Origin of the sequence: Acidovorax kalamii, from assembly GCF_002245625.1 — a bacterium.
Lineage (GTDB): Bacteria > Pseudomonadota > Gammaproteobacteria > Burkholderiales > Burkholderiaceae_C > Acidovorax > Acidovorax kalamii.
In genome coordinates this window covers 412,046-431,368 of the sequence record NZ_NOIG01000006.1, presented here as the reverse complement: position 1 = coordinate 431,368, position 19,323 = coordinate 412,046, and the positions used below count along the sequence as shown (strand labels likewise).

The 19,323-nt window shown below is 66.3% G+C and carries 13 protein-coding genes; 9 read left to right on the top strand and 4 right to left on the bottom strand.

Annotation, left to right across the window (positions count from 1 at the left end):
* Positions 1-11 precede the first annotated feature (11 nt).
* The 3 genes from CBY09_RS10770 (at position 12) to CBY09_RS10760 (ending at position 2,617) form a co-directional block, all read left to right on the top strand.
* Positions 12-1,307, top strand: coding sequence for a DUF445 domain-containing protein (locus tag CBY09_RS10770; protein ID WP_094289296.1), 1,296 nt, complete (start codon positions 12-14; stop codon positions 1,305-1,307).
* A 180-nt stretch (positions 1,308-1,487) separates the two neighbouring features.
* The gene (locus CBY09_RS10765; RefSeq protein ID WP_133066272.1) at positions 1,488-2,324 is read left to right on the top strand and encodes a hypothetical protein; all 837 of its coding nucleotides are present in this window, start codon (positions 1,488-1,490) and stop codon (positions 2,322-2,324) included.
* On the top strand, positions 2,324-2,617 hold the full coding sequence (locus CBY09_RS10760) for a hypothetical protein (protein ID WP_094289292.1): 294 nt from the start codon (positions 2,324-2,326) through the stop codon (positions 2,615-2,617). The genes CBY09_RS10765 and CBY09_RS10760 overlap by 1 nt, the downstream gene beginning before the upstream one ends.
* A gap of 111 nt (positions 2,618-2,728) precedes the next feature.
* Here the strand turns inward: CBY09_RS10760 and CBY09_RS10755 are convergent, their stop codons facing one another.
* From CBY09_RS10755 to purU, 3 genes are all read right to left on the bottom strand, one after another.
* The gene (locus CBY09_RS10755) at positions 2,729-4,234 is read right to left on the bottom strand and encodes an FAD-linked oxidase C-terminal domain-containing protein (protein WP_094289290.1); all 1,506 of its coding nucleotides are present in this window, start codon (positions 4,232-4,234) and stop codon (positions 2,729-2,731) included.
* A gap of 270 nt (positions 4,235-4,504) precedes the next feature.
* Entirely contained in the window at positions 4,505-5,410 is a 906-nt protein-coding gene (locus CBY09_RS10750) for a LysR substrate-binding domain-containing protein (protein ID WP_094289288.1), read from the bottom strand.
* Positions 5,411-5,430: 20 nt separating this feature from the next.
* Entirely contained in the window at positions 5,431-6,282 is an 852-nt protein-coding gene (purU, locus tag CBY09_RS10745) for a formyltetrahydrofolate deformylase (protein ID WP_094289286.1), read from the bottom strand.
* A 67-nt stretch (positions 6,283-6,349) separates the two neighbouring features.
* Between purU and CBY09_RS10740 the strand changes: the two genes are divergently transcribed.
* The gene (locus tag CBY09_RS10740) at positions 6,350-8,695 is read left to right on the top strand and encodes a putative bifunctional diguanylate cyclase/phosphodiesterase (RefSeq protein WP_205734123.1); all 2,346 of its coding nucleotides are present in this window, start codon (positions 6,350-6,352) and stop codon (positions 8,693-8,695) included.
* A 15-nt stretch (positions 8,696-8,710) separates the two neighbouring features.
* Here CBY09_RS10740 and CBY09_RS10735 read toward each other — a convergent pair whose 3' ends face one another.
* Complete coding sequence (locus CBY09_RS10735) at positions 8,711-9,637, bottom strand: ChaN family lipoprotein (RefSeq protein WP_094289284.1); 927 nt, start codon at positions 9,635-9,637, stop codon at positions 8,711-8,713.
* 72 nt (positions 9,638-9,709) lie between these two features.
* On the opposite strand from CBY09_RS10735, the gene CBY09_RS10730 reads away from it, so the two are divergent.
* The 5 genes from CBY09_RS10730 to CBY09_RS10710 all read left to right on the top strand — a co-directional run bounded on the left by CBY09_RS10730 (position 9,710) and on the right by CBY09_RS10710 (position 19,300).
* The gene (locus CBY09_RS10730) at positions 9,710-11,635 is read left to right on the top strand and encodes a type IV pili methyl-accepting chemotaxis transducer N-terminal domain-containing protein (protein WP_240515674.1); all 1,926 of its coding nucleotides are present in this window, start codon (positions 9,710-9,712) and stop codon (positions 11,633-11,635) included.
* Between the two features lie 21 nt (positions 11,636-11,656).
* Positions 11,657-12,406, top strand: a complete 750-nt coding sequence (locus tag CBY09_RS10725) for a response regulator (RefSeq protein ID WP_205734122.1) — start codon at positions 11,657-11,659, stop codon at positions 12,404-12,406.
* A 326-nt stretch (positions 12,407-12,732) separates the two neighbouring features.
* Positions 12,733-14,031, top strand: a complete 1,299-nt coding sequence (locus tag CBY09_RS10720) for an MFS transporter (RefSeq protein ID WP_094289282.1) — start codon at positions 12,733-12,735, stop codon at positions 14,029-14,031.
* A 21-nt stretch (positions 14,032-14,052) separates the two neighbouring features.
* Complete coding sequence (locus CBY09_RS10715) at positions 14,053-15,462, top strand: NarK family nitrate/nitrite MFS transporter (RefSeq protein ID WP_094289280.1); 1,410 nt, start codon at positions 14,053-14,055, stop codon at positions 15,460-15,462.
* 34 nt (positions 15,463-15,496) lie between these two features.
* A complete protein-coding gene (locus tag CBY09_RS10710) occupies positions 15,497-19,300 on the top strand; it encodes a nitrate reductase subunit alpha (RefSeq protein ID WP_094289278.1) in 3,804 nt (1,267 codons plus the stop codon).
* Positions 19,301-19,323: the final 23 nt, after the last annotated feature.

Sequence of the window (19,323 nt, the reverse complement as noted above, 5' to 3'; positions counted from 1 at the left end):
GGCTGGCCCGGATGACGCCAGAGACTGATGGCGCAACCGTCGCCCTGCGGCGTGCCAAACGGCAGGCGCTGGGACTGTTGCTGCTGGTGACGGCGGTATTCATCGCCACCAGCGTGGTCGAACGCGGCCTGCTGCTCAACTGCGTGAAAGCCATGGCCGAGGCCGCCATGGTGGGTGCGCTGGCGGACTGGTTTGCGGTGGTGGCGCTGTTCCGGCGCCCGCTGGGCCTGCCCATTCCGCACACGGCGGTCATTGCGCGCAACCAGGCGCGCATCGGCCGCAACCTCGCCACCTTTGTGCGCGACAAGTTCCTGGACGTGCCCTCGCTGGTGTCTTTGATCCGCCGGCACGACCCGGCCGAGCGGCTGGCGCAGTGGCTCGCGGCGCCAGGCAACGCCGCGCTGCTGGGCCACCAGGCCACGCGCTTGGCATCGGCTGCGCTGGAGACGGTGCAGGACGCGCAGGTGGAGCGCTTCATCCACAAGGCCGCGCGTGCCTTGATCGGGCAGGTGGATATGTCGCGTGCCCTGGCAGCGGTGCTCGACACCCTGACCCACAACGGCCGTCACCAGGCGCTGCTGGACGACGTGCTGGCCAAGCTCATCGAACTGCTGCAGAACGAGCAAACCCGCACCTGGGTCGCGCAGTCCATCGTGGCCTGGCTCAAGAAGGACCACCCGCGCACCGAGAAATTGCTGCCCAGCGATTGGCTGGGCGACAAGGGCTCGGCCCTGCTGGCCCGCGCGCTGGAGAGCCTGATGGCCGATGTGGCCGCCAACCCGCAGCACGCACTGCGTGCGCAGTTTGATGTGGCGGTGCAGCGCTTTCTCGAGCGCCTGCGCAGCGACCCGGAATGGGAGCGCAAGGGCGAGGAGATCCGCACCTGGTTGCAGACCGACGCCACGGTGGGCGGCTATGTGCAGACCTTGTGGCTGGACCTGCGTGGCGTCTTGCAGCGTGATCTGGCGAATGCCGATTCGGTGCTGGCGCGGCAGGTGGGCAAGCTGGGATTGTGGCTGGGGGAGTCGCTGGCGGGGGATGCGGCGCTGCGGCAGTCCTTCAATGACCGGCTGGAGCGATGGGCAGAGGGCCTGGCGCCGGACGTGTCGGCGTTCATTGCTCAGCACATTGAGGACACCGTGCGGCGGTGGGATACCGAGGAGATGACGCAGCTGATTGAGCTGAACATCGGCAAAGATCTGCAGTACATCCGGATCAATGGGACGGTGGTGGGTGGGTTGATCGGGCTGGTGTTGTTTGCGGTTTCGCACGCGGGGGAGATTTGGCGGGCGGTGGTGGGTGGTTGAGCGTTGCCGTGTCATGGTGCGCTGCTTGCCCAAGGTAAACATTGTTCACCCGGTACAAGGGAGGGGCACTAGCGTGGGCGAGCCGTTACCCCTCGTAAAGGCTACTTTCGGTTGCAAAAAACCCGTGCCAATGTTCGTCGGTGAATTTAGGCTAGCGCCCCATTCGACTTAGGAGCTGCCTTGACGCAATACGTAGTGCCGGGTCCGATGGGGACCAAATTAGTGGATGAGTCGTTCTCGGGCGAACCCGCGTGTTTGTTGCGAGACTACATGCCACGTGGTTCGACCCCTGGCCCGATGGGGCTTGAGCCGGGGGCTGCCGGATTCGATGCCTGGAACTTCAAAGAAAACCAAAGCCTTCTGAAAATTCGTGATTTGAGCCCTCCAGTGGCGGGAGCCGCCTCACTGTCGAGGTTCTTCGTTCCTGGCGAAAAGATTACGGGAAATCTTTTTTTTGGGGGCGCTGGAATGGACGGAGGCTATATCTTGGACATGGTGAGGGCGTTTGCAGAGAAAAATGTCCAACTGATTTCCGTGGATCCAAGGAAGTGGTCTGGTGGCACCCTTGCAGATGCCGCCATCGGCGTGGATGTTTTTCGTGCCGGAAAATCTGTCATTCAAGTGCCGCTCGATAAATTTCCACAAAGCGGCACTCAGTTCAACCTCATCGGCTACTCCTACGGGTCTCTTGTGGCCGCGCAGGTCGCGATTAATTACGGAGCTGGGGGTACCGTTGTCAATCATCTGGTCCTGATCGGCTCTCCTATTGGTGGGAAGTTTCTGCAGCAAGTGAAAACAACACCGGCGATCAAAAACGTCATCGTCGTGGACCTGACAGCTCAAGGTGATCCGTTGTATGCAGGTATGAGCCGTGAAAAGTTGTTGCTGTCTACACCGAGTTTGGGAAAGCAGATGGTCGAAGCGTCAGGCCATTTTTACTACGCTCCCAACACCGAGGAGGGCAAGCGTCGGCGGCGGGAGCTAGCGGCATACCTTTATTCCAGAGGGCTCCGATAGTGGCCTCCCCGCTGCACTGCGCGCGGTGGATTTTCTACGCAGCGGCGGCAGCTACCCTTGCTGCCGTCAATATGTATCTATTGTCTGTCCATGCGCCCCTCTGGGCTGGGGGGCGCTTCATCGTTGGGGCTTTTTCAGCGCTGCTGCTGGCGCAGGCATTGGCGTTGGCCGGAGTTTTTTGGGGCCTGGGTTTCTATCTGCGAAGAAACTCGCTTCTTGATAGGTTGTTGCTGGTGGCTTTTTTGGTCTCGTCGCTCTGGTTCTTGATTCCGGCGCGATTTTCTGTGGGGTAAGTTTGGCCCCGATGGTCATAGCGCGCCGCGCGGTCAGGATTTCGGAAGAACATTGCGCTGTGGAAGTGCCGCAGCCGGGCCAAGAATGCGGCTAGTAGAGATCGTTGGCCCTCAAAATCTCGGTAGATCAGGATGTTTGATCTGCCCCCCCCGCACCAGCATCTTCCCGTACTCCGCACACCGGTTCAACGTCGGAATCACCTTCCCGGGGTTCAACAACCCCGCCGGGTCAAACGCATGTTTCAGCCCGAACATCTGCGCGTTCTCCTCCGCAGAAAACTGCACACACATGCTGTTGAGTTTCTCCACGCCCACGCCATGTTCGCCCGTCACCGTGCCGCCCATCGCCACGCTGGTTTCCAGAATCTCCGCACCAAACAGCTCGCAACGGCGCAGCTGGTCGGCGTCGTTCGCGTCGAACAGGATGAGAGGATGCAGGTTGCCATCGCCCGCATGGAACACGTTGGCGCAGCGCAGCTGGTACTTCTTTTCCATCTCCTGGATGGCGAGCAGGATGTCGGCCAGGCGCTTGCGCGGGATGGTCGAGTCCATGCACATGTAGTCGGGGCTGATGCGGCCGCTGGCGGGGAAGGCGTTTTTGCGGCCGCTCCAGAAGCGCAGGCGCTCGGCCTCGTCGCGGCTCACGCTGATGGCGGTGGCGCCTGCAGCGCGCAGCACCTCGCTCATGCGGCCGATTTCTTCTTCCACCTCTTCGGGCGTGCCGTCGCTTTCGCACAGCAGGATGGCTTCGGCCGTGAGGTCGTAGCCCGCATGCACAAAGTCTTCCACGGCGGCGGTCATGGGCTTGTCCATCATCTCCAGGCCGGCGGGGATGATGCCGACGGCGATGACGGCGGCCACGGCGTCGCCCGCTTTGCGCACGTCGTCAAAGCTGGCCATGATGCAGCGCGCGAGCTGGGGCTTGGGGATCAGGCGCACCGTCACTTCGGTGATCACGGCCAGCATGCCCTCGCTGCCGATCACGGCGGCCAGCAGGTCGTAGCCGGGGCTGTCCAGCGCCTCGCTGCCAAACTCCACGGGCTCGCCTTCCACCGTGAAGCCCTTGACCTTGAGCACGTTGTGCACGGTGAGACCGTATTTGAGGCAGTGCACGCCGCCCGAGTTTTCGGCCACGTTGCCCCCGATGGTGCAGGCGATCTGGCTGCTGGGGTCGGGGGCGTAGTACAGGTTGTAAGGGGCCGCCGCCTCGCTGATGGCGAGGTTGCGCACGCCACTTTGCACCACGGCCGTGCGGCTTTCGGGGCTCAGGCTCAGGATGCGGTTGAACTTGGCCAGCGACAGCGTGACGCCCATCGCGTGCGGCATGGCGCCGCCCGACAGGCCTGTGCCCGCGCCCCGTGCCACCACGGGCACCTGCAGCCGGTGGCAGGCGCGCAGTACGGCCTGCACTTCTTCATAGGTCTCGGGCAGGCACACCACCAGCGGGCGCTGGCGGTAGGCGGTGAGGCCGTCGCATTCATACGGCGTGGTGTCTTCGCTGTGCCAGAGCAGGGCATGTGCCGGCACGGCCTGGCCCAGGGCCTGGACAACTTCGGCCTGGCGCGCGGCGCGCTCGGCGGGGGTGGGGCCTGCAGGGGCGGAAGAGGCGGTGTTCATGGCCGCCACTGTAGGGGATGGCCGGGCGCCCGGGCTTGAGCTTTTCTGCAGGGGATTGTGAAAAACACCTGAATGCTCACCAATTGATAGCTGCTAGCGCTTGTTGGGCAAGCGCTGGAGGCAAATTTCGCCCGAACTTGGTGGAGGAGGGCGCGGCTCGGGCGAGGGCCGCCGAGCAAGGGCCGCCCCGCAGCAAGGGCTGCGTCCTCCTTCCCGGCGCAGCAGACAGAAGGGGGAAGGCGCCAAAGGCGACTCAGGGGGATGCTTCTGTTACGCCATGGTCTTGCGCAGCCACTCGGCGAACGCGGCGCATTCCCACCGGTCCATGGTGCCGGTGCGCCAGCACAGGTAGTGCGCGTGGGGGCTGGGCGCGTCGTGGGCAAACAGGCGCACCAGCGTGCCGTTTTCCAGCCAGGGCGCGCCGAGCTTCAGGCGCACCAGCGCCACACCCATGCCCGCAGCGGCGGCGTCGCACATCAGGCCGATGTCGTTGAACTGCGAGCCCTCGCTGGGCTCGGCCCAGTCCAGGCCCGTGGGGGCAAACCAGGTGCGCCAGGGCTCCAGCGGGCTGCGCAGCAGCTGCACACCCTCCAGGTCCTCGGGGCGGTCGAACGGGCCGTGCTCGCGCACGAACGCGGGGGATGCCAGGGGCGTGACCACGTCGCGCGCCAGCTCCACATGCTCCACATCGGCATAGTGGCCGGGGCCAAAGCGCACCATCAGGTCGGCGTCTTCGGCCACCACGTCCAAGAGCGGGATGGACACCTGCAGCGCCAGGTCGATCTCCGGATAAGCCTCGGTGAACTGGCGCAGGCGCGGGATGAGGATGGTGCGTGCAAACGTGGGCGTGACGGCCAGCTTGAGCCGCCGCCGCCCGGGTGCGGCCGCCTGGCCCGGAAAGCGCTGCAGCGCGGTGAGCCCCTCGCGCACATGGGCGAGGTAGGCGCTGCCTTCGGTGGTGAGCGAAAAATCCGCCCGGCCAAACAGCTGCACGCCCAGGATCTGTTCGAGCTGCTTGACGCGGTGGCTCACGGCGCTGGGCGTGACGCACAGCTCGTCGGCTGTTTGCGTCACGCTGCGCAGGCGGGCCAGCGCCTCAAACGTCAGCAGGCACTGGATGGGCGGGATGCGCCGCGCCGCGCTGCTGAGGAAGGACGACGGGAGTGCCGTGGCCATGGGGCTGCGCAGAGTGAGTGCTAACGAAAGATCACGGTCTTGTGGCCGTTCAGGATCACCCGGTGCTCGCTGTGCCACTTCACGGCGCGGGCCAGCACCTGGCTTTCGGTGTCGCGGCCGCGGGCCGTGAGGTCTTCCACCGTGTCGGTGTGGTCGGCGCGGGCCACGTCCTGCTCGATGATCGGGCCTTCGTCCAGGTCGGCCGTCACGTAGTGGGCCGTGGCGCCAATCAGCTTCACGCCCCGGTCATGCGCCTGGTAGTAGGGCTTGGCGCCCTTGAAGCTGGGCAGGAAGCTGTGGTGGATGTTGATTGCCCGACCGGCCAACTTTTGACATAGGTCAAGAGAAAGTATCTGCATGTAACGGGCCAACACCACCAGTTCAGCCCCTTCGGCCTCGATAATCTCGAACTGTTTTGCCTCGGCCTGGGCCTTGGTCGCGCCGGTGAGCGGGATGTGGTGGAACGGCACGTTGTAGCTGGCCGCGAGCTGGTAAAAGTCGCGGTGGTTGCTGATGATGGCGCGGATGTCGATGGGCAGCAGGCCACTCTTCCAGCGGAACAGCAGGTCGTTGAGGCAATGGCCTTCCTTGCTGACCATGAGCACGGTTTTCATGGGGGCTGCCGTGGCGTGCAGCGTCCAGCGCATCTGGTAGGGCTCGGCAAAGGCCGTCAGGCGGGACTTGAGGGTGGCGTGGTCGTGCTGGTCGCAGGCAAACTGCACCCGCATGAAGAACAGGCCGGTGGCGTGGTCGTTGTACTGTGCGGCTTCTTCGATGTTGCCGCCGTGCTCCAGCAGAAAGCCGGAGACAGCGTGCACCAGCCCCAGGCGGTCGGGGCAGGACAGGGTAAGGATGTAGGCGTTGGTCGTCATAGCTGTGCAATTGTCGCAGCAAGGGCCCGGCGCCGTGGAACCGTGTAGACACAAGCCAAGGAGTTCGATGGGCGAAGAGGGGCATGCCCCACCACTGGTCCCCTGGCGGGGCATGCTGCTGTACCTGGTGCTGGGTGTGGCCTGGGTGTTCGTGGGCGACGCCTTGCTGGCCCACTGGGTCACCGACCCCGAGCTGCTGACCCGCTTCCAGACTTGGAAGGGCTGGGGTTATGTGGCGCTGACCAGCGGCCTGGCCTGGTGGCTGCTGCGGCGGATGCGCCGCGCCGAGAAGGTGCGCACGGCCATGGCGCGCGAGCTGACGCAGATCGTGCGCCACGCGCCCGCAGGCATCGCGCGTGTGGCGCCGGACGGGCAGTTTCTGTGGGCCAACCACCGCCTGGTCGAGATGCTGGGGGGCACGCTGATGCAGGTGCTCAGCCTCAATTTCCGCGACGTGATGGTGGCCCAGGACCGCGACTGGGCCATGCGCCAGCTGGAGCGCCTGATGGCGGGCGAGATCGACCACTACGTGGGCGAGCGCCAGTGCCAGCGCCTGGACACCGGCCGCACGGTGCCCGTGTTGTGCACCGTGACCCGGGTGCCGATGGACAGCGACGAGCCCGCCCACCTGGTGTGTGTGGTGCAGGATCTGGACGAGATCAAGGCCGCGCGCGCCGCGCTGCAGCGCAGCGAGGCGCGCCAGCGGCTGGCCGCCACCGTGGTGGACAACACCATGGAGGGCGTGGTGGTGACCGATGCCCACAGCCGTATCCTGTCCGTGAACGCCGCCTTCACGCGGCTGCTCGGGTACACCGAGGAAGAGCTGCTGGGCAAGACCCCGCGTGTCTTCAAGTCGGGCCGCCACGACCAAGCTTTTTACGAGGCCATGTGGGCCGCGCTGCTCGACACCGGCCACTGGCAGGGCGAGATCTGGAACCGCCGCAAGAACGGCGAGATCTTCCCCGAGCACATGTCGCTGTCGGCCGTGCGCGACCCGGCGGGAGAGATCACGCACTACGTGTGCATGTTCACCGACATCTCCGAAGAAAAGGCCCAGCAGCGGCGCCTGGAGTTTCTGGCGCACAACGACGCGCTCACCGGCCTGTCCAACCGCACCTGGTTCGGGCACCAGCTGGAGCTGACCGTGCAGGAGGCGCGCGCCAGCGGTGAGAACATTGCCGTGTTGCTGCTCAACCTGGACCGCTTCAAGGACGTGAACGACAGCTACGGCCACACCATCGGCGACGAAGTGCTCAAGCACATCGCGCGGCAGGTGCAGTCGGCCCTGCGCCCGGGCGATGTGCTGGGCCGCATGGCGGGCGACGAGCTGGCCGTCGTGGCGCGCCACCTGCGCCATGCCGACGGCGCGGCTGCCATGGCCCGGCACCTGATCCAGGCCGTGGCCGAGCCCTGGCGTTCGCCCGACGGGCTGGAGGTGGTGGCCGGGGTGAGTGTGGGCATCTGCATGTTCCCCGACCATGCGAGCACCACCGAGCTGCTGCTGCAGGGCGCCCATGCGGCCGTGTATGGCGCCAAGGCCCGGGGGCGGGGTGCCTGGTGCTTCTTCCATGAGACCATGACCCAGGCCGCACGCGAGCGGCTGGAGCTGGAGTCGCGCCTGCGCCTGGCGCTGATGCAGGGCCATCTGCAGATGCACTACCAGCCGCAGGTGGACATTGCCACCGGCCGCATCCTGGGCGCCGAGGCGCTGGTGCGCTGGAACGACCCGCAGGAGGGGCTGATCTCGCCCGCGCGTTTCATCCCCGTGGCCGAGACCTCGGGCGTGATCGGCCCGCTGGGCGAATGGGTGCTGCGCGAGGTCTGCCGCCAGGGCCAGGCGTGGCGCGATGCGGGCCTGCCCGAGCTGATGCTGGCCGTGAACGTGTCGCCGCGCCAGTTCCACCTCACCGACCTGGCGGGCTGCGCGTCGGCTGCGCTGGCGGACTCGGGCTTCCCGGCCCGGCTGCTGGAGCTGGAGATCACCGAAACCGCGCTGGCCGAGCGCACCGAGGAGGCCCGCCAGATGCTGGTGCGCCTGCGCGAGCTGGGGGTGCGCATCGCGGTGGATGACTTCGGCACGGGCTACTCGTCGCTGGCGCAGCTCAAGCGTTTTCCCATCGACGTGCTCAAGATCGATCAGGGCTTCATCCGCGACATCCCGCAGAGCGAGGACGACATGGCGATCAGCGCCGCCATCATCGCCATGGGGCACAGCATGGGCCTGTCGGTGCTGGCCGAAGGGGTGGAGACCGAGGGGCAACTGGCCTTCTTGCGCGAACGGGGCTGTGACACCTACCAGGGCTATCTGTGCAGCCGCCCGCTGCCCGCCGAGGGCTTTGCCGCGCTGCTGCGGGCACAGCCGCCCCAGCCACCGCAGCCCGCGCTGCACACATCTGCACCTGCGGTGCCGTAGGTCTGGGGCGGGCGCTCAGCGCTGGCCGCGTGGTGCCGTGCGCCACTGCTCGCGCAGCTCGGCGCAGGCATCGCGGGGTGGCAGGGCCGGGGTGTCGATCACCACATCAGCGTCGGCGTCGGCCGGGGCATTGGCGACAGTGCCTGCAGCTTGTGATGCTTCTGTTTTGATAGCTGATTGGGCTTTCTGGACGAGCGCAAGGGCCACTTTTGACCTCAAGTTTTCAGGCCAGTGTGTGGGCACGCCCAGGCTGCGCAGCACATGACCGCCGCCGGCCACCAGCAGCACGGTCTGGCCGGGGCGCAGCGCCTGCTGGGCGGTGCGGGCCATGCTCGCGTCGCGGGCGATCTGGATGCGCGCCATGGGCGCGAGCTGTGACTCGGGCAGCAGGCCGCAATGGCCGTCGCGCAGGGCGGTGATCTGGCGCGCCAGCGCGGCAGGGGGCAGGTGCTGGTCCCAGGCGGGCTCCTGCATGGCCGCGCGCATCTGGGCGCGGGGCAGGTTGCCGCCCAGCACGGGCACCCCCGCCGCCACGGCGGCCATCACCACCGGGCCATAGGCCTTCCAGGGCCAGGCGGCGTCGTTCCATTGCAGGGCGGCTTGCACCTGGGCTTCGGTGGCGCCCGGCGGCAGAGACTGGGTGCTGTGCCCGCTCTCGGCCATCTCCATCACCAGGGCCGCCAACTGGCCGCGTGCCGCCAGCCACAGCACGGCCTCGCGCTGCAGGCGCTGGTGGTCGGGCGCGTCATGCTGCTCGCCCAGCAGCAGCACATCGGCGGGCAGCAGCGTGTGCAGGCGCTCGGGCCAGGGGGTGGCCCGCGTGGCGGCGGGCGGCAGGGTGCCCGCACAACCCGCCAGCACCAGCAGGGCGCTGCCCAGGGCGGCGGCGCGTGCACCTCGGGTGAGCCGGGTGCGCAAGAAAGAAGGGAGGGGTCTTTGCATGCGGTGATGCTACGCGGGCCGCGCTTGACGCAGGTCAAGAAACGCCGAGCACCCCCTGCCTACACTGCGCCGATGCGGACCCAGCCCACGCTCACCACCAAGCTCCTGGCCCTGGGCGCGGGCTTCTTGCTGGTGGCGCTGGCGTCCATCAGCCTCACGCTGTGGGTGACCTGGAAGCTCGAAGGCGGCGCCGCCGCCGTGAACGAGGCGGGCCGCTTGCGCATGAATATGCTGCGCATGGTGCTGGTGCTGCAGACCGAACCCGCCGAGGCCGTGCAGGAGCGCGCCCGCCTGTTCGACGCCAGCCTGGAGCTGCTGCGCACGGGTGACCCCTCGCGCCCCCTGTTCGTGCCCTGGAGCGACGAGACCCGCGCCCGCTTTGATTCCATCCGCAACCAGTGGGCCCAGGCACGCAGCGGCTGGGTGGCCCCGCAGCCGCCCGACCGGGCGCATACGCTGGCCCAGGCCGATGCGTTTGTGCAGCAGGTGGACGGTTTTGTGGACGCCATCGAGATCCAGATTGCAGGCTGGACGGCTGCGCTGCACCTGTTCCAGCTGTTCATGATGGCGCTGGCCATCGTGGCGGCCGTCACCTTCATGGCCGTGAGCTACCTGCTGGTCATCAACCCCGTGGCGCGCCTGCAGCAGGCCCAGGCCCGGCTGCGCCAGGGCGAGCTGGGCACACGCCTGCCGGTGGACACCGACGACGAGTTCGGCCAGCTTTCTGCGGGTTTCAACCTCATGGCCCACGCGCTGCAGGCGTCGCACGATGACCTGGAACACAAGGTGCAGGAGAAGACCGCCAGCATTGCGGTGCAGAACCAGCGCCTGGCCGCGCTGTACGAGGTGAGCGCGCTGGCCAGCACGGCGGGCAGCCTGGAGCTGCTGGCGCAGGGTTTTGTGCAGCAGATCCGCCGCGTGGCGGGTGCCGACGCCGCCGCCGTGCGCTGGTCCAACGAGGCCAACGAGCGCTATGTGCTGCTTGCAGGCGACGGCCTGCCCCAGGCCATGGCCGAGGGCGAGCATTGCCTGCACACCGGCAGCTGCCTGTGTGGCCAGCCGCAGGAGCAGGCGCGCACGCGGGTCATCCCCATCACGCCGTCCACGGCGGTGGCCCTGCCGCATTGCCGCGATGCGGGGTTCGAGACCATGGTCACCATCCCCGTGCAGATGCAGCAGCGCCTGTTGGGCGAGGTCAACCTGTTCTTCCGCTCGCCGGTGGAAATGACCGACGAGCTGCGCGACCTGCTTGAAGCCATGACCCGCCACCTGGCCAGCGCCATGGAGGGCCTGCGCGCCACCGCGCTGGAGCGCGAGGCGGCGGTGGCCGAGGAGCGCAGCCTGCTCGCGCGCGAGCTGCACGACTCCATTGCCCAGTCGCTGGCCTTCCTCAAGATCCAGACCCAGCTGCTGCGCGACGCCGTGTCGCGCGGCGACGAGGCCAAGCGCGACCGCAGCATCAGCGAGCTGGACGTGGGCGTGCGCGAGTGTTATGCCGATGTGCGCGAGCTGCTGGTGCACTTCCGCACCCGCACCAGCGAGGAAGACATCGAATCGGCGCTGCGTGCCACGCTGTCCAAGTTCGAGCACCAGACCGGCATCGTCACCACGCTGGGCATGGTGGGCCACGGCCTGCCGCTGGCGCAGGACGTGCAGATCCAGGTGCTGCACATGGTGCAGGAGGCGCTGTCGAACGTGCGCAAGCACGCCGCCGCCACGCGGGTGGACCTGCTCGTGCACCGCCACCCCCGCTGGCGCTTTGAGGTGCAGGACAACGGCCAGGGCTTTGACATCGCCGCCGTGCCGCCCGACTCGCTGCACGTGGGCCTGGGCATCATGCGCGAGCGCGCCCACCGCGTGGGGGCCGTGCTGCAGGTCGAATCCGCCCCGGGCCAGGGCACACGCGTATGCATCGAGCTGCCCACGGGGGCGGTCACGGGCAACTCGCCGCCCCCCACCCCGGTTGGCACCACCCCCGCGGCTGCTCCCGCGCTCTAGTTTTTTCTGAATCTGCCGCCCATGCCCTTTTCTACCGCCCCCACGCCCCTGGCCACGCCCCCGCAGGCCCTGGCGCCGCAGCCCCCGGTGACGCTGCTGGTGGTGGACGACCACACCCTGTTCCGCCGGGGCCTGATCGCCCTGCTGGGGCAGGACCCGGGCCTGCTGGTGGTGGGTGAGGCGGGCGATGCCGCCGAGGCCCTGCGCCTGGCGCCGCAGCTATTGCCCCAGGTGATCCTGCTCGACAACCACCTGCCCGGTGTGATGGGCGTGGACGCGATCCGGGGCCTGCGCGAGGTGGCGCCCGCCTCGCGCGTGCTGATGCTCACCGTGAGCGAAGACGGGCAAGACCTGGCGGCCGCGCTGCGCAACGGCGCGCAGGGCTACCTGCTCAAGACCATCGAAGGCGACCTGCTGGCCGAGGCCATCCGCCGCGCAGCGCGGGGCGAGCCCGTGGTCAGCCCCGAGCTCATGGGCAAGCTGGTGGCCGCGTTCCAATCGCAGGGCGCGCCCGAGGTGCCACCTGCCATGCCTGTGCCGCCGCAGGTGGCGCCGCCCGATGCATCAGCCGCCGTGGCGCAGCTGTCCCCGCGCGAGGAAGACGTGCTGCGCGAGATTGCACGCGGCGCCAGCAACAAGGAAATCGCCCGCACGCTGGACATCGCCGAGACCACGGTGAAGATCCATGTGCAGCACATCCTGCGCAAGCTGGGCCTCAGCTCGCGCGTGCAGGCGGCGGTCTACGCCTCCGATCGCCAGCGCGCGGAGTAGGGCGGGCCGCGCTGCACCGCAGCGCAACGCATGCTGTGGTGCTTTTATGCTATTAAATATATAGCTAAAGAGGCTTGTCCATAGCGCGGTAGGCCCCATTTTTTCTTGTATTTCACACCGCCCGCCGGTGTGTCGGCCCGCGTTCGTGCCCCGGGGCGGGTCCGCTGCGGCGTCCCCGCCTACTCCTTTCGAACGATGCCCCGCCCCCTGCCGCACCGGGGGACTACTCCTTCTGCCGTGGCCGGGCTGTGCTTGTGAAGGATGTTCAGCGCGGGGCTGAAAACCGACCATAGCGCCATACCCAAGAGAAGAAGAGGAACCGCGCAATGGCACACACCACATTGCCCCCGGGCGACAGCCCACAGCGCACCCGCCAGGCCTGGTCGGTGCTCATCGTCAGCACCTTCGCCTTCACCGTCTGCTTCATGGTCTGGATGATGTTCGGCGTCATCGGCATCCCCATCAAGAAGATGCTCAACCTGAACTCCACGCAGTTCGGGCTGCTTATGTCCATGCCCGTGCTCACCGGCTCGCTGGTGCGGGTGCCGCTGGGCATCTGGACGGACAAGTTTGGCGGCCGCATCGTGATGGCGGCCGTGATGGCCACCACCGTACCCGCCATCTGGATGATGGGCTACGCCACCGAATACTGGCACTTCCTCACCATCGGCCTGTTCGTGGGCCTGGCGGGCGGCTCGTTCTCGGTGGGCACGCCGTATGTGGCGCGCTGGTTTCCCAAGCATCGGCAGGGCACGGCCATGGGCGTGTACGGCGCGGGCAACTCCGGCGCCGCCGTCAACAAATTCGTGGCGCCGGTGATCCTCGTGGCCTTTGGCTGGACCATGGTGCCGCAGGTGTACGCCGCCATCATGCTGGGCACGCTGGTGCTGTTCTGGCTGTTCAGCTACAGCGACCCGGCCCACCTGGTGCCCAGCAACGTCAAGTTCACCGACCAGCTCAAGGCGCTCAAGGACCCCAAGGTGCTCAAGTACTGCCAGTACTACAGCATCGTGTTTGGCGGCTATGTAGCGCTGTCGCTGTGGATGGTGCAGTACTACGTGGGCGAATACGGCCTGGACATCCGTGTGGCCGCATTGTTGGCTGCCTGCTTCTCGCTGCCCGGCGGCGTGCTGCGCGCCATCGGGGGCATGTTGAGTGACAAGTACGGCGCCCACAGCGTGACCTGGTGGGTGATGTGGGTGAGCTGGATCTGCCTGTTCCTGCTGAGCTACCCGCAGACCGACTTCACCATCCTCACCGTCAACGGCCCGCAGACCTTCCACATCGGCCTGAACGTCTACGTCTTTACCGGCCTCATGTTCCTGCTGGGCATCTGCTGGGCCTTCGGCAAGGCCAGCGTCTTCAAGTACATCAGCGACGACTACCCCCACAACATCGGGACCATCAGCGGCATCGTGGGCCTGGCCGGTGGCATGGGCGGCTTCGTCCTGCCCATCCTGTTCGGTGCCCTCATGGACCTCACCGGCATCCGCTCCAGCGCTTTCATGCTGATGTATGGCGTGGTGTGGGTCTCGCTCATCTGGATGTACTTCACCGAAGTACGCCGCACGCCCGTCATGGGCTCGCAGGAAGCCGCCGCGCCATTGGCTGCCGGTGCCCGCTGATTTTTATCCAAGGACCTCACCATGTCTGCCACCACCACCAGCGGGCGCCAGGGGCGCCTGCTCACCCTCTGGACGCCGGAGGACAAGACCTTCTGGGAGCGCGAGGGCGAAGCCGTCGCCAAGCTCAATCTCTGGATCTCGGTGCCCGCGCTGTTCCTGGCCTTTGCCATCTGGCAGGTCTGGAGCGTGGTCGCCGTGAGCCTGCCGGGCCTGGGCTTCAAGTATTCGACCAACCAGCTGTTCTGGCTGGCCGCAGCGCCCGCACTTTCGGGCGCCACGCTGCGCATCTTTTATTCGTTCATGGTGCCGCTGGTCGGCGGCCGCCGCTGGACGGCGATCTCCACCGCGAGCCTGCTGATCCCCGCCATCGGCATCGGCTTTGCGGTGCAGGACAACACCACGGCCTACCCCACCATGCTCATCCTGGCGCTGCTGTGTGGCCTGGGCGGCGGCAACTTCAGCTCCAGCATGGCCAACATCAGCTTCTTCTTTCCGAAGGAGCGCAAAGGCTCGGCGCTGGGTGTGAATGCGGGCCTGGGCAACCTGGGCGTGTCGGTGGTTCAGTTCCTGAGCCCCCTGGTCGTCACGGCCGGCATCTTTGGAGTTTTTGGGGGTGATGCCCAGACCATCGTGAAGAACGGCCAGACCGCGCAGGTGTGGACGCAGAACGCCGCGTTCATCTGGGTGCCCTGGATTGCCATCACCGCCCTGGCTGCGTGGTTCGGCATGAACGACATTGCTGACGCCAAGGCCTCGTTTGCCGCCCAGGCCGCCATCTTCCGCCGCAAGCACAACTGGCTGATGTGTGTGCTGTACCTCGGCACCTTCGGCTCTTTCATCGGTTATGCAGCAGGTTTTCCGCTGCTCATCAAGAGCCAGTTCCCCGGCATCAACCCGCTGGCCTATGCCTGGCTCGGCCCGCTGGTGGGTGCGGTGATCCGGCCCTTTGGCGGCTGGTTGGCCGACAAGCTCGGCGGTGCCCGCGTCACGCTGTGGAACTTCATCGTCATGGCCGTGGCCGTGATGGGTGTCACGGTGTTCCTGCCATCGGGTGGCAATGAGGGCCAGTTCGCCGGCTTCTTTGTGTGCTTCCTGGTGTTGTTCATGACCACCGGCATCGGCAACGGCTCCACCTTCCGCATGATCCCCGTGATCTTCCTGACCGAAGCCATGCGCGGCGTGGACCCCCGCAACACGGCCGCTGTGGCCCAGGCCAACAAGGAAGGCAACACCCTGGGCGCCGCCACGCTGGGCTTCACGGCCGCCATGGCGGCCTACGGCGGGTTCTTCATTCCCAAGAGCTACGGCAGCTCCATCGCGCTGACTGGCAGCCCCCATGCCGCGCTGTGGACGTTCTTCGCCTTCTACCTCGTGTGCATCGTCGTCACCTGGTGGCACTACGCGCGCAAGAGCGCCGCCATGCCTTGCTGATGACCCCTGAACAGAACAGAACAAGGAGCCCCCGATGAGCCATTTCCTCGACCGCCTTTCCTACTTCTCGCAGCCCCGCGAGACCTTTGCCCAGGGCCATGGCCAGGCCAACGGTGAAGACCGCACCTGGGAAGACGCCTACCGCGACCGCTGGGCGCACGACAAGATCGTGCGCAGCACCCACGGCGTGAACTGCACCGGCAGCTGCAGCTGGAAGATCTACGTCAAGGGCGGCATCGTCACCTGGGAAACCCAGCAGACCGACTACCCCCGCACCCGGCCCGATCTGCCCAACCACGAGCCCCGGGGTTGCGCGCGCGGTGCCAGCTACAGCTGGTACCTGTACAGCGCCAACCGCGTGAAGTACCCCATGGTGCGCGGCCGCCTGCTCAAGCACTGGCGCGCTGCCATCGCCCTGGCCAAGAGCCCGGTCGATGCCTGGGCCAGCATCGTCGAGAACGATGCCTCGCGCAGCGAATGGCAAAAGCAGCGCGGCCTGGGCGGCTTTGTGCGCAGCACCTGGGAAGAAGTCAACCAGATGATCGCTGCGGCCAACGTGTACACCATCAAGAAACACGGCCCGGACCGCATCATCGGCTTCTCGCCCATCCCGGCCATGTCGATGATTTCGTATGCAGCGGGTTCGCGTTACCTGAGCCTCATCGGCGGCGTGTGCATGAGTTTTTACGACTGGTACTGCGACCTGCCCCCCAGCAGCCCGCAGACCTGGGGCGAGCAGACCGACGTGCCCGAGTCGGCCGACTGGTACAACAGCTCGTACATCATTGCCTGGGGTTCCAACGTGCCCCAGACGCGCACACCCGACGCGCACTTCCTGACCGAGGTGCGCTACAAGGGCACCAAGGTGGTGTCCATCACGCCCGACTACTCCGAAGTGGCCAAGCTGGGCGATCTGTGGATGCATCCCAAGCAGGGCACCGATGCTGCCGTGGCCATGGCCATGGGCCATGTGATCCTCAAGGAGTTCTACTTCAAGGACGGTGGCAAGGGCCGCTCGGCGTACTTTGATGACTACGCACGCCGCTACACCGACCTTCCCCTGCTGGTGGTGCTCAAGGAAAAGACGCTGCCCTATGGCCGCACGGTGATGGTGCCCGACCGCTATGTGCGCGCCAGCGACTTCCCCGGCCAGCTCGACCAGTCGAACAACCCCGACTGGAAGACCGTGGGCTACGACGAGCTGGGCCAGGTCACGCTGCCCAATGGCTCCATCGGCTTCCGCTGGGGGGCGGACGGCCGCACCGACCAGGGCCTGTGGAACCTGGAAAACAAGGACGCACGCACCGCCAATACCGTCAAGCTCAAGCTGTCGGTGATCGAGGATGGCGCGCAGGTCCACGACGTGGCCGATGTCGCCTTCCCGTATTTCGGCGGCGTACATACGCCAAACTTCACGGCCAATGAGCAGGGCAGTGACGTGATGGTGCGCCGCGTTCCGGTGTCCCATCTGGAGCTGTCCGGCCACGAGGCCCAGGGCCGTGTGATGGTGGCCACGGTGTTCGACCTGCTGGCCGCCAACTACGGCATCGACCGCGGCCTGCCCGGTGAAGAACCAGGCGGCAGCTACGACGCAGACCGCCCGTACACGCCCGCCTGGCAGGAAAAGATTACCGGCGTGCCGCGCAACCAGATCATCACCGTGGCCCGCCAGTTTGCCGACAACGCGCACAAGACCCATGGCAAGTCCATGGTGATCATCGGCGCGGCCATGAACCACTGGTACCACAGTGACATGAACTACCGGGGCATCATCAACATGCTGATGCTCTGTGGCTGCATTGGCCAAAGCGGTGGCGGCTGGGCGCACTACGTGGGCCAGGAAAAGCTCCGGCCCCAAACCGGCTGGACGGCCCTGGCGTTTGCGCTGGACTGGATTCGCCCACCCCGCCAGATGAACAGCACGAGCTTCTTTTATGCCCACACCGACCAGTGGCGCTACGAGAAGCTGGGCATGGAAGAAGTGCTCTCGCCCCTGGCCGACAAGAAGGCCTACCACGGCGCGCAGATTGACTACAACGTGCGCGCCGAGCGCATGGGTTGGTTGCCTTCGGCCCCCCAGCTCAAGACCAGCCCGCTGCAGGTGGCCAAGGACGCCGCTGCCTTGGGGCTGGACGCCAAGGACTACGTGGTGCAGTCGCTGAAGAACGGCAACCTGCAAATGAGCTGCGAGGACCCGGACCATCCCTCCAACTGGCCGCGCAACATGTTCGTGTGGCGCTCCAACATCCTGGGCTCGTCGGGCAAGGGGCATGAGTACTTCCTCAAGCACCTGCTGGGCACCACCCACGGCGTGCAGGGCAAGGATTTGGGCCAGGACGAGGCCAAGCCCGAAGAAGTGCAGTGGCACGCCAAGGCCCCGGAAGGCAAGCTGGACCTGCTGGTCACGCTGGACTTCCGCATGAGCACGACCTGCCTGTACTCCGACATCGTGTTGCCCACCGCCACCTGGTACGAGAAGAACGACCTCAACACCAGCGACATGCACCCCTTCATCCACCCGCTGTCCACGGCGGTAGACCCTGCCTGGCAGGCCAAGAGCGACTGGGAGATCTACAAGGGTTTCGCCAAGGCCGTGAGCGAGGTCAGCGTGGGCCACCTGGGCGTGGAAAAGGACGTGGTGCTCACGCCCATCATGCACGACACGGCGGGCGAAATGGCCCAGCCCTATGGCGTGCGCGACTGGAAGAAGGGCGAGTGCGAACTCATCCCCGGCAAGACCGCGCCGCAGATCACCGTGGTCGAGCGCGACTACCCCAACCTGTACAAGCGCTTCACCGCCCTGGGTCCCTTGATGGACAAGGCCGGCAACGGCGGCAAGGGCATCGGCTGGAACACGCAGACCGAGGTCGGCCAGCTGGGCGATCTGAACGGCCGGGTGAAGGAAGAGGGCGTGACGCAGGGCATGCCCCGCATCGTGAGCGACATCGACGCCACCGAAGTGGTGATGATGCTCGCGCCCGAAACCAACGGCCACGTGGCCTGCAAGGCCTGGGAGGCCCTGGGCAAGCAGACCGGCCGTGACCACGTGCACCTGGCGCTGCACCGCGAGGACGAGAAGATCCGCTTCCGCGACATCCAGGCACAGCCGCGCAAGATCATCAGCTCGCCCACCTGGTCGGGCCTGGAAAGCGAGAAGGTCAGCTACAACGCGGGCTACACCAACGTGCACGAGCTGATCCCATGGCGCACCCTCACCGGCCGCCAGCAGTTCTACCAGGACCACCCCTGGATGCGCGACTTCGGCGAAGGCTTCGTGAGCTACCGCCCGCCGGTGCACCTGAAGACGCTGCATGAGGTCGAAGGCAAGAAGCCCAACGGCAACAAGGAAATCCAGCTGAACTTCATCACGCCGCACCAGAAGTGGGGCATCCACAGCACGTACAGCGACAACTTGATGATGCTCACGCTGAACCGGGGCGGCTCGGTGGTGTGGCTGAGTGAAGACGATGCACGGCGTGCCGGCATTGTGGACAACGACTGGGTCGAACTCTTCAACGCCAACGGTGCCATTGCGGCCCGTGCGGTGGTGAGCCAGCGTGTGAACCCGGGCATGGTGATGATGTACCACTCGCAAGAGAAGATCATCAACACCCCTGGCTCCGAGATCACCGGCACCCGTGGCGGTATCCACAACTCGGTCACCCGCATCGTGCTCAAGCCCACCCACATGATTGGTGGCTACGCGCAGTACAGCTACGGCTTCAACTACTACGGAACCATCGGCACCAACCGCGACGAGTTCGTGCTGGTGCGCAAGATGAACCGCGTGGACTGGCTCGATGACGAGCCCGCCGCCAGCGCGACCACGCACGCCTGAAGCCGAGGACAAGGAGAAACACG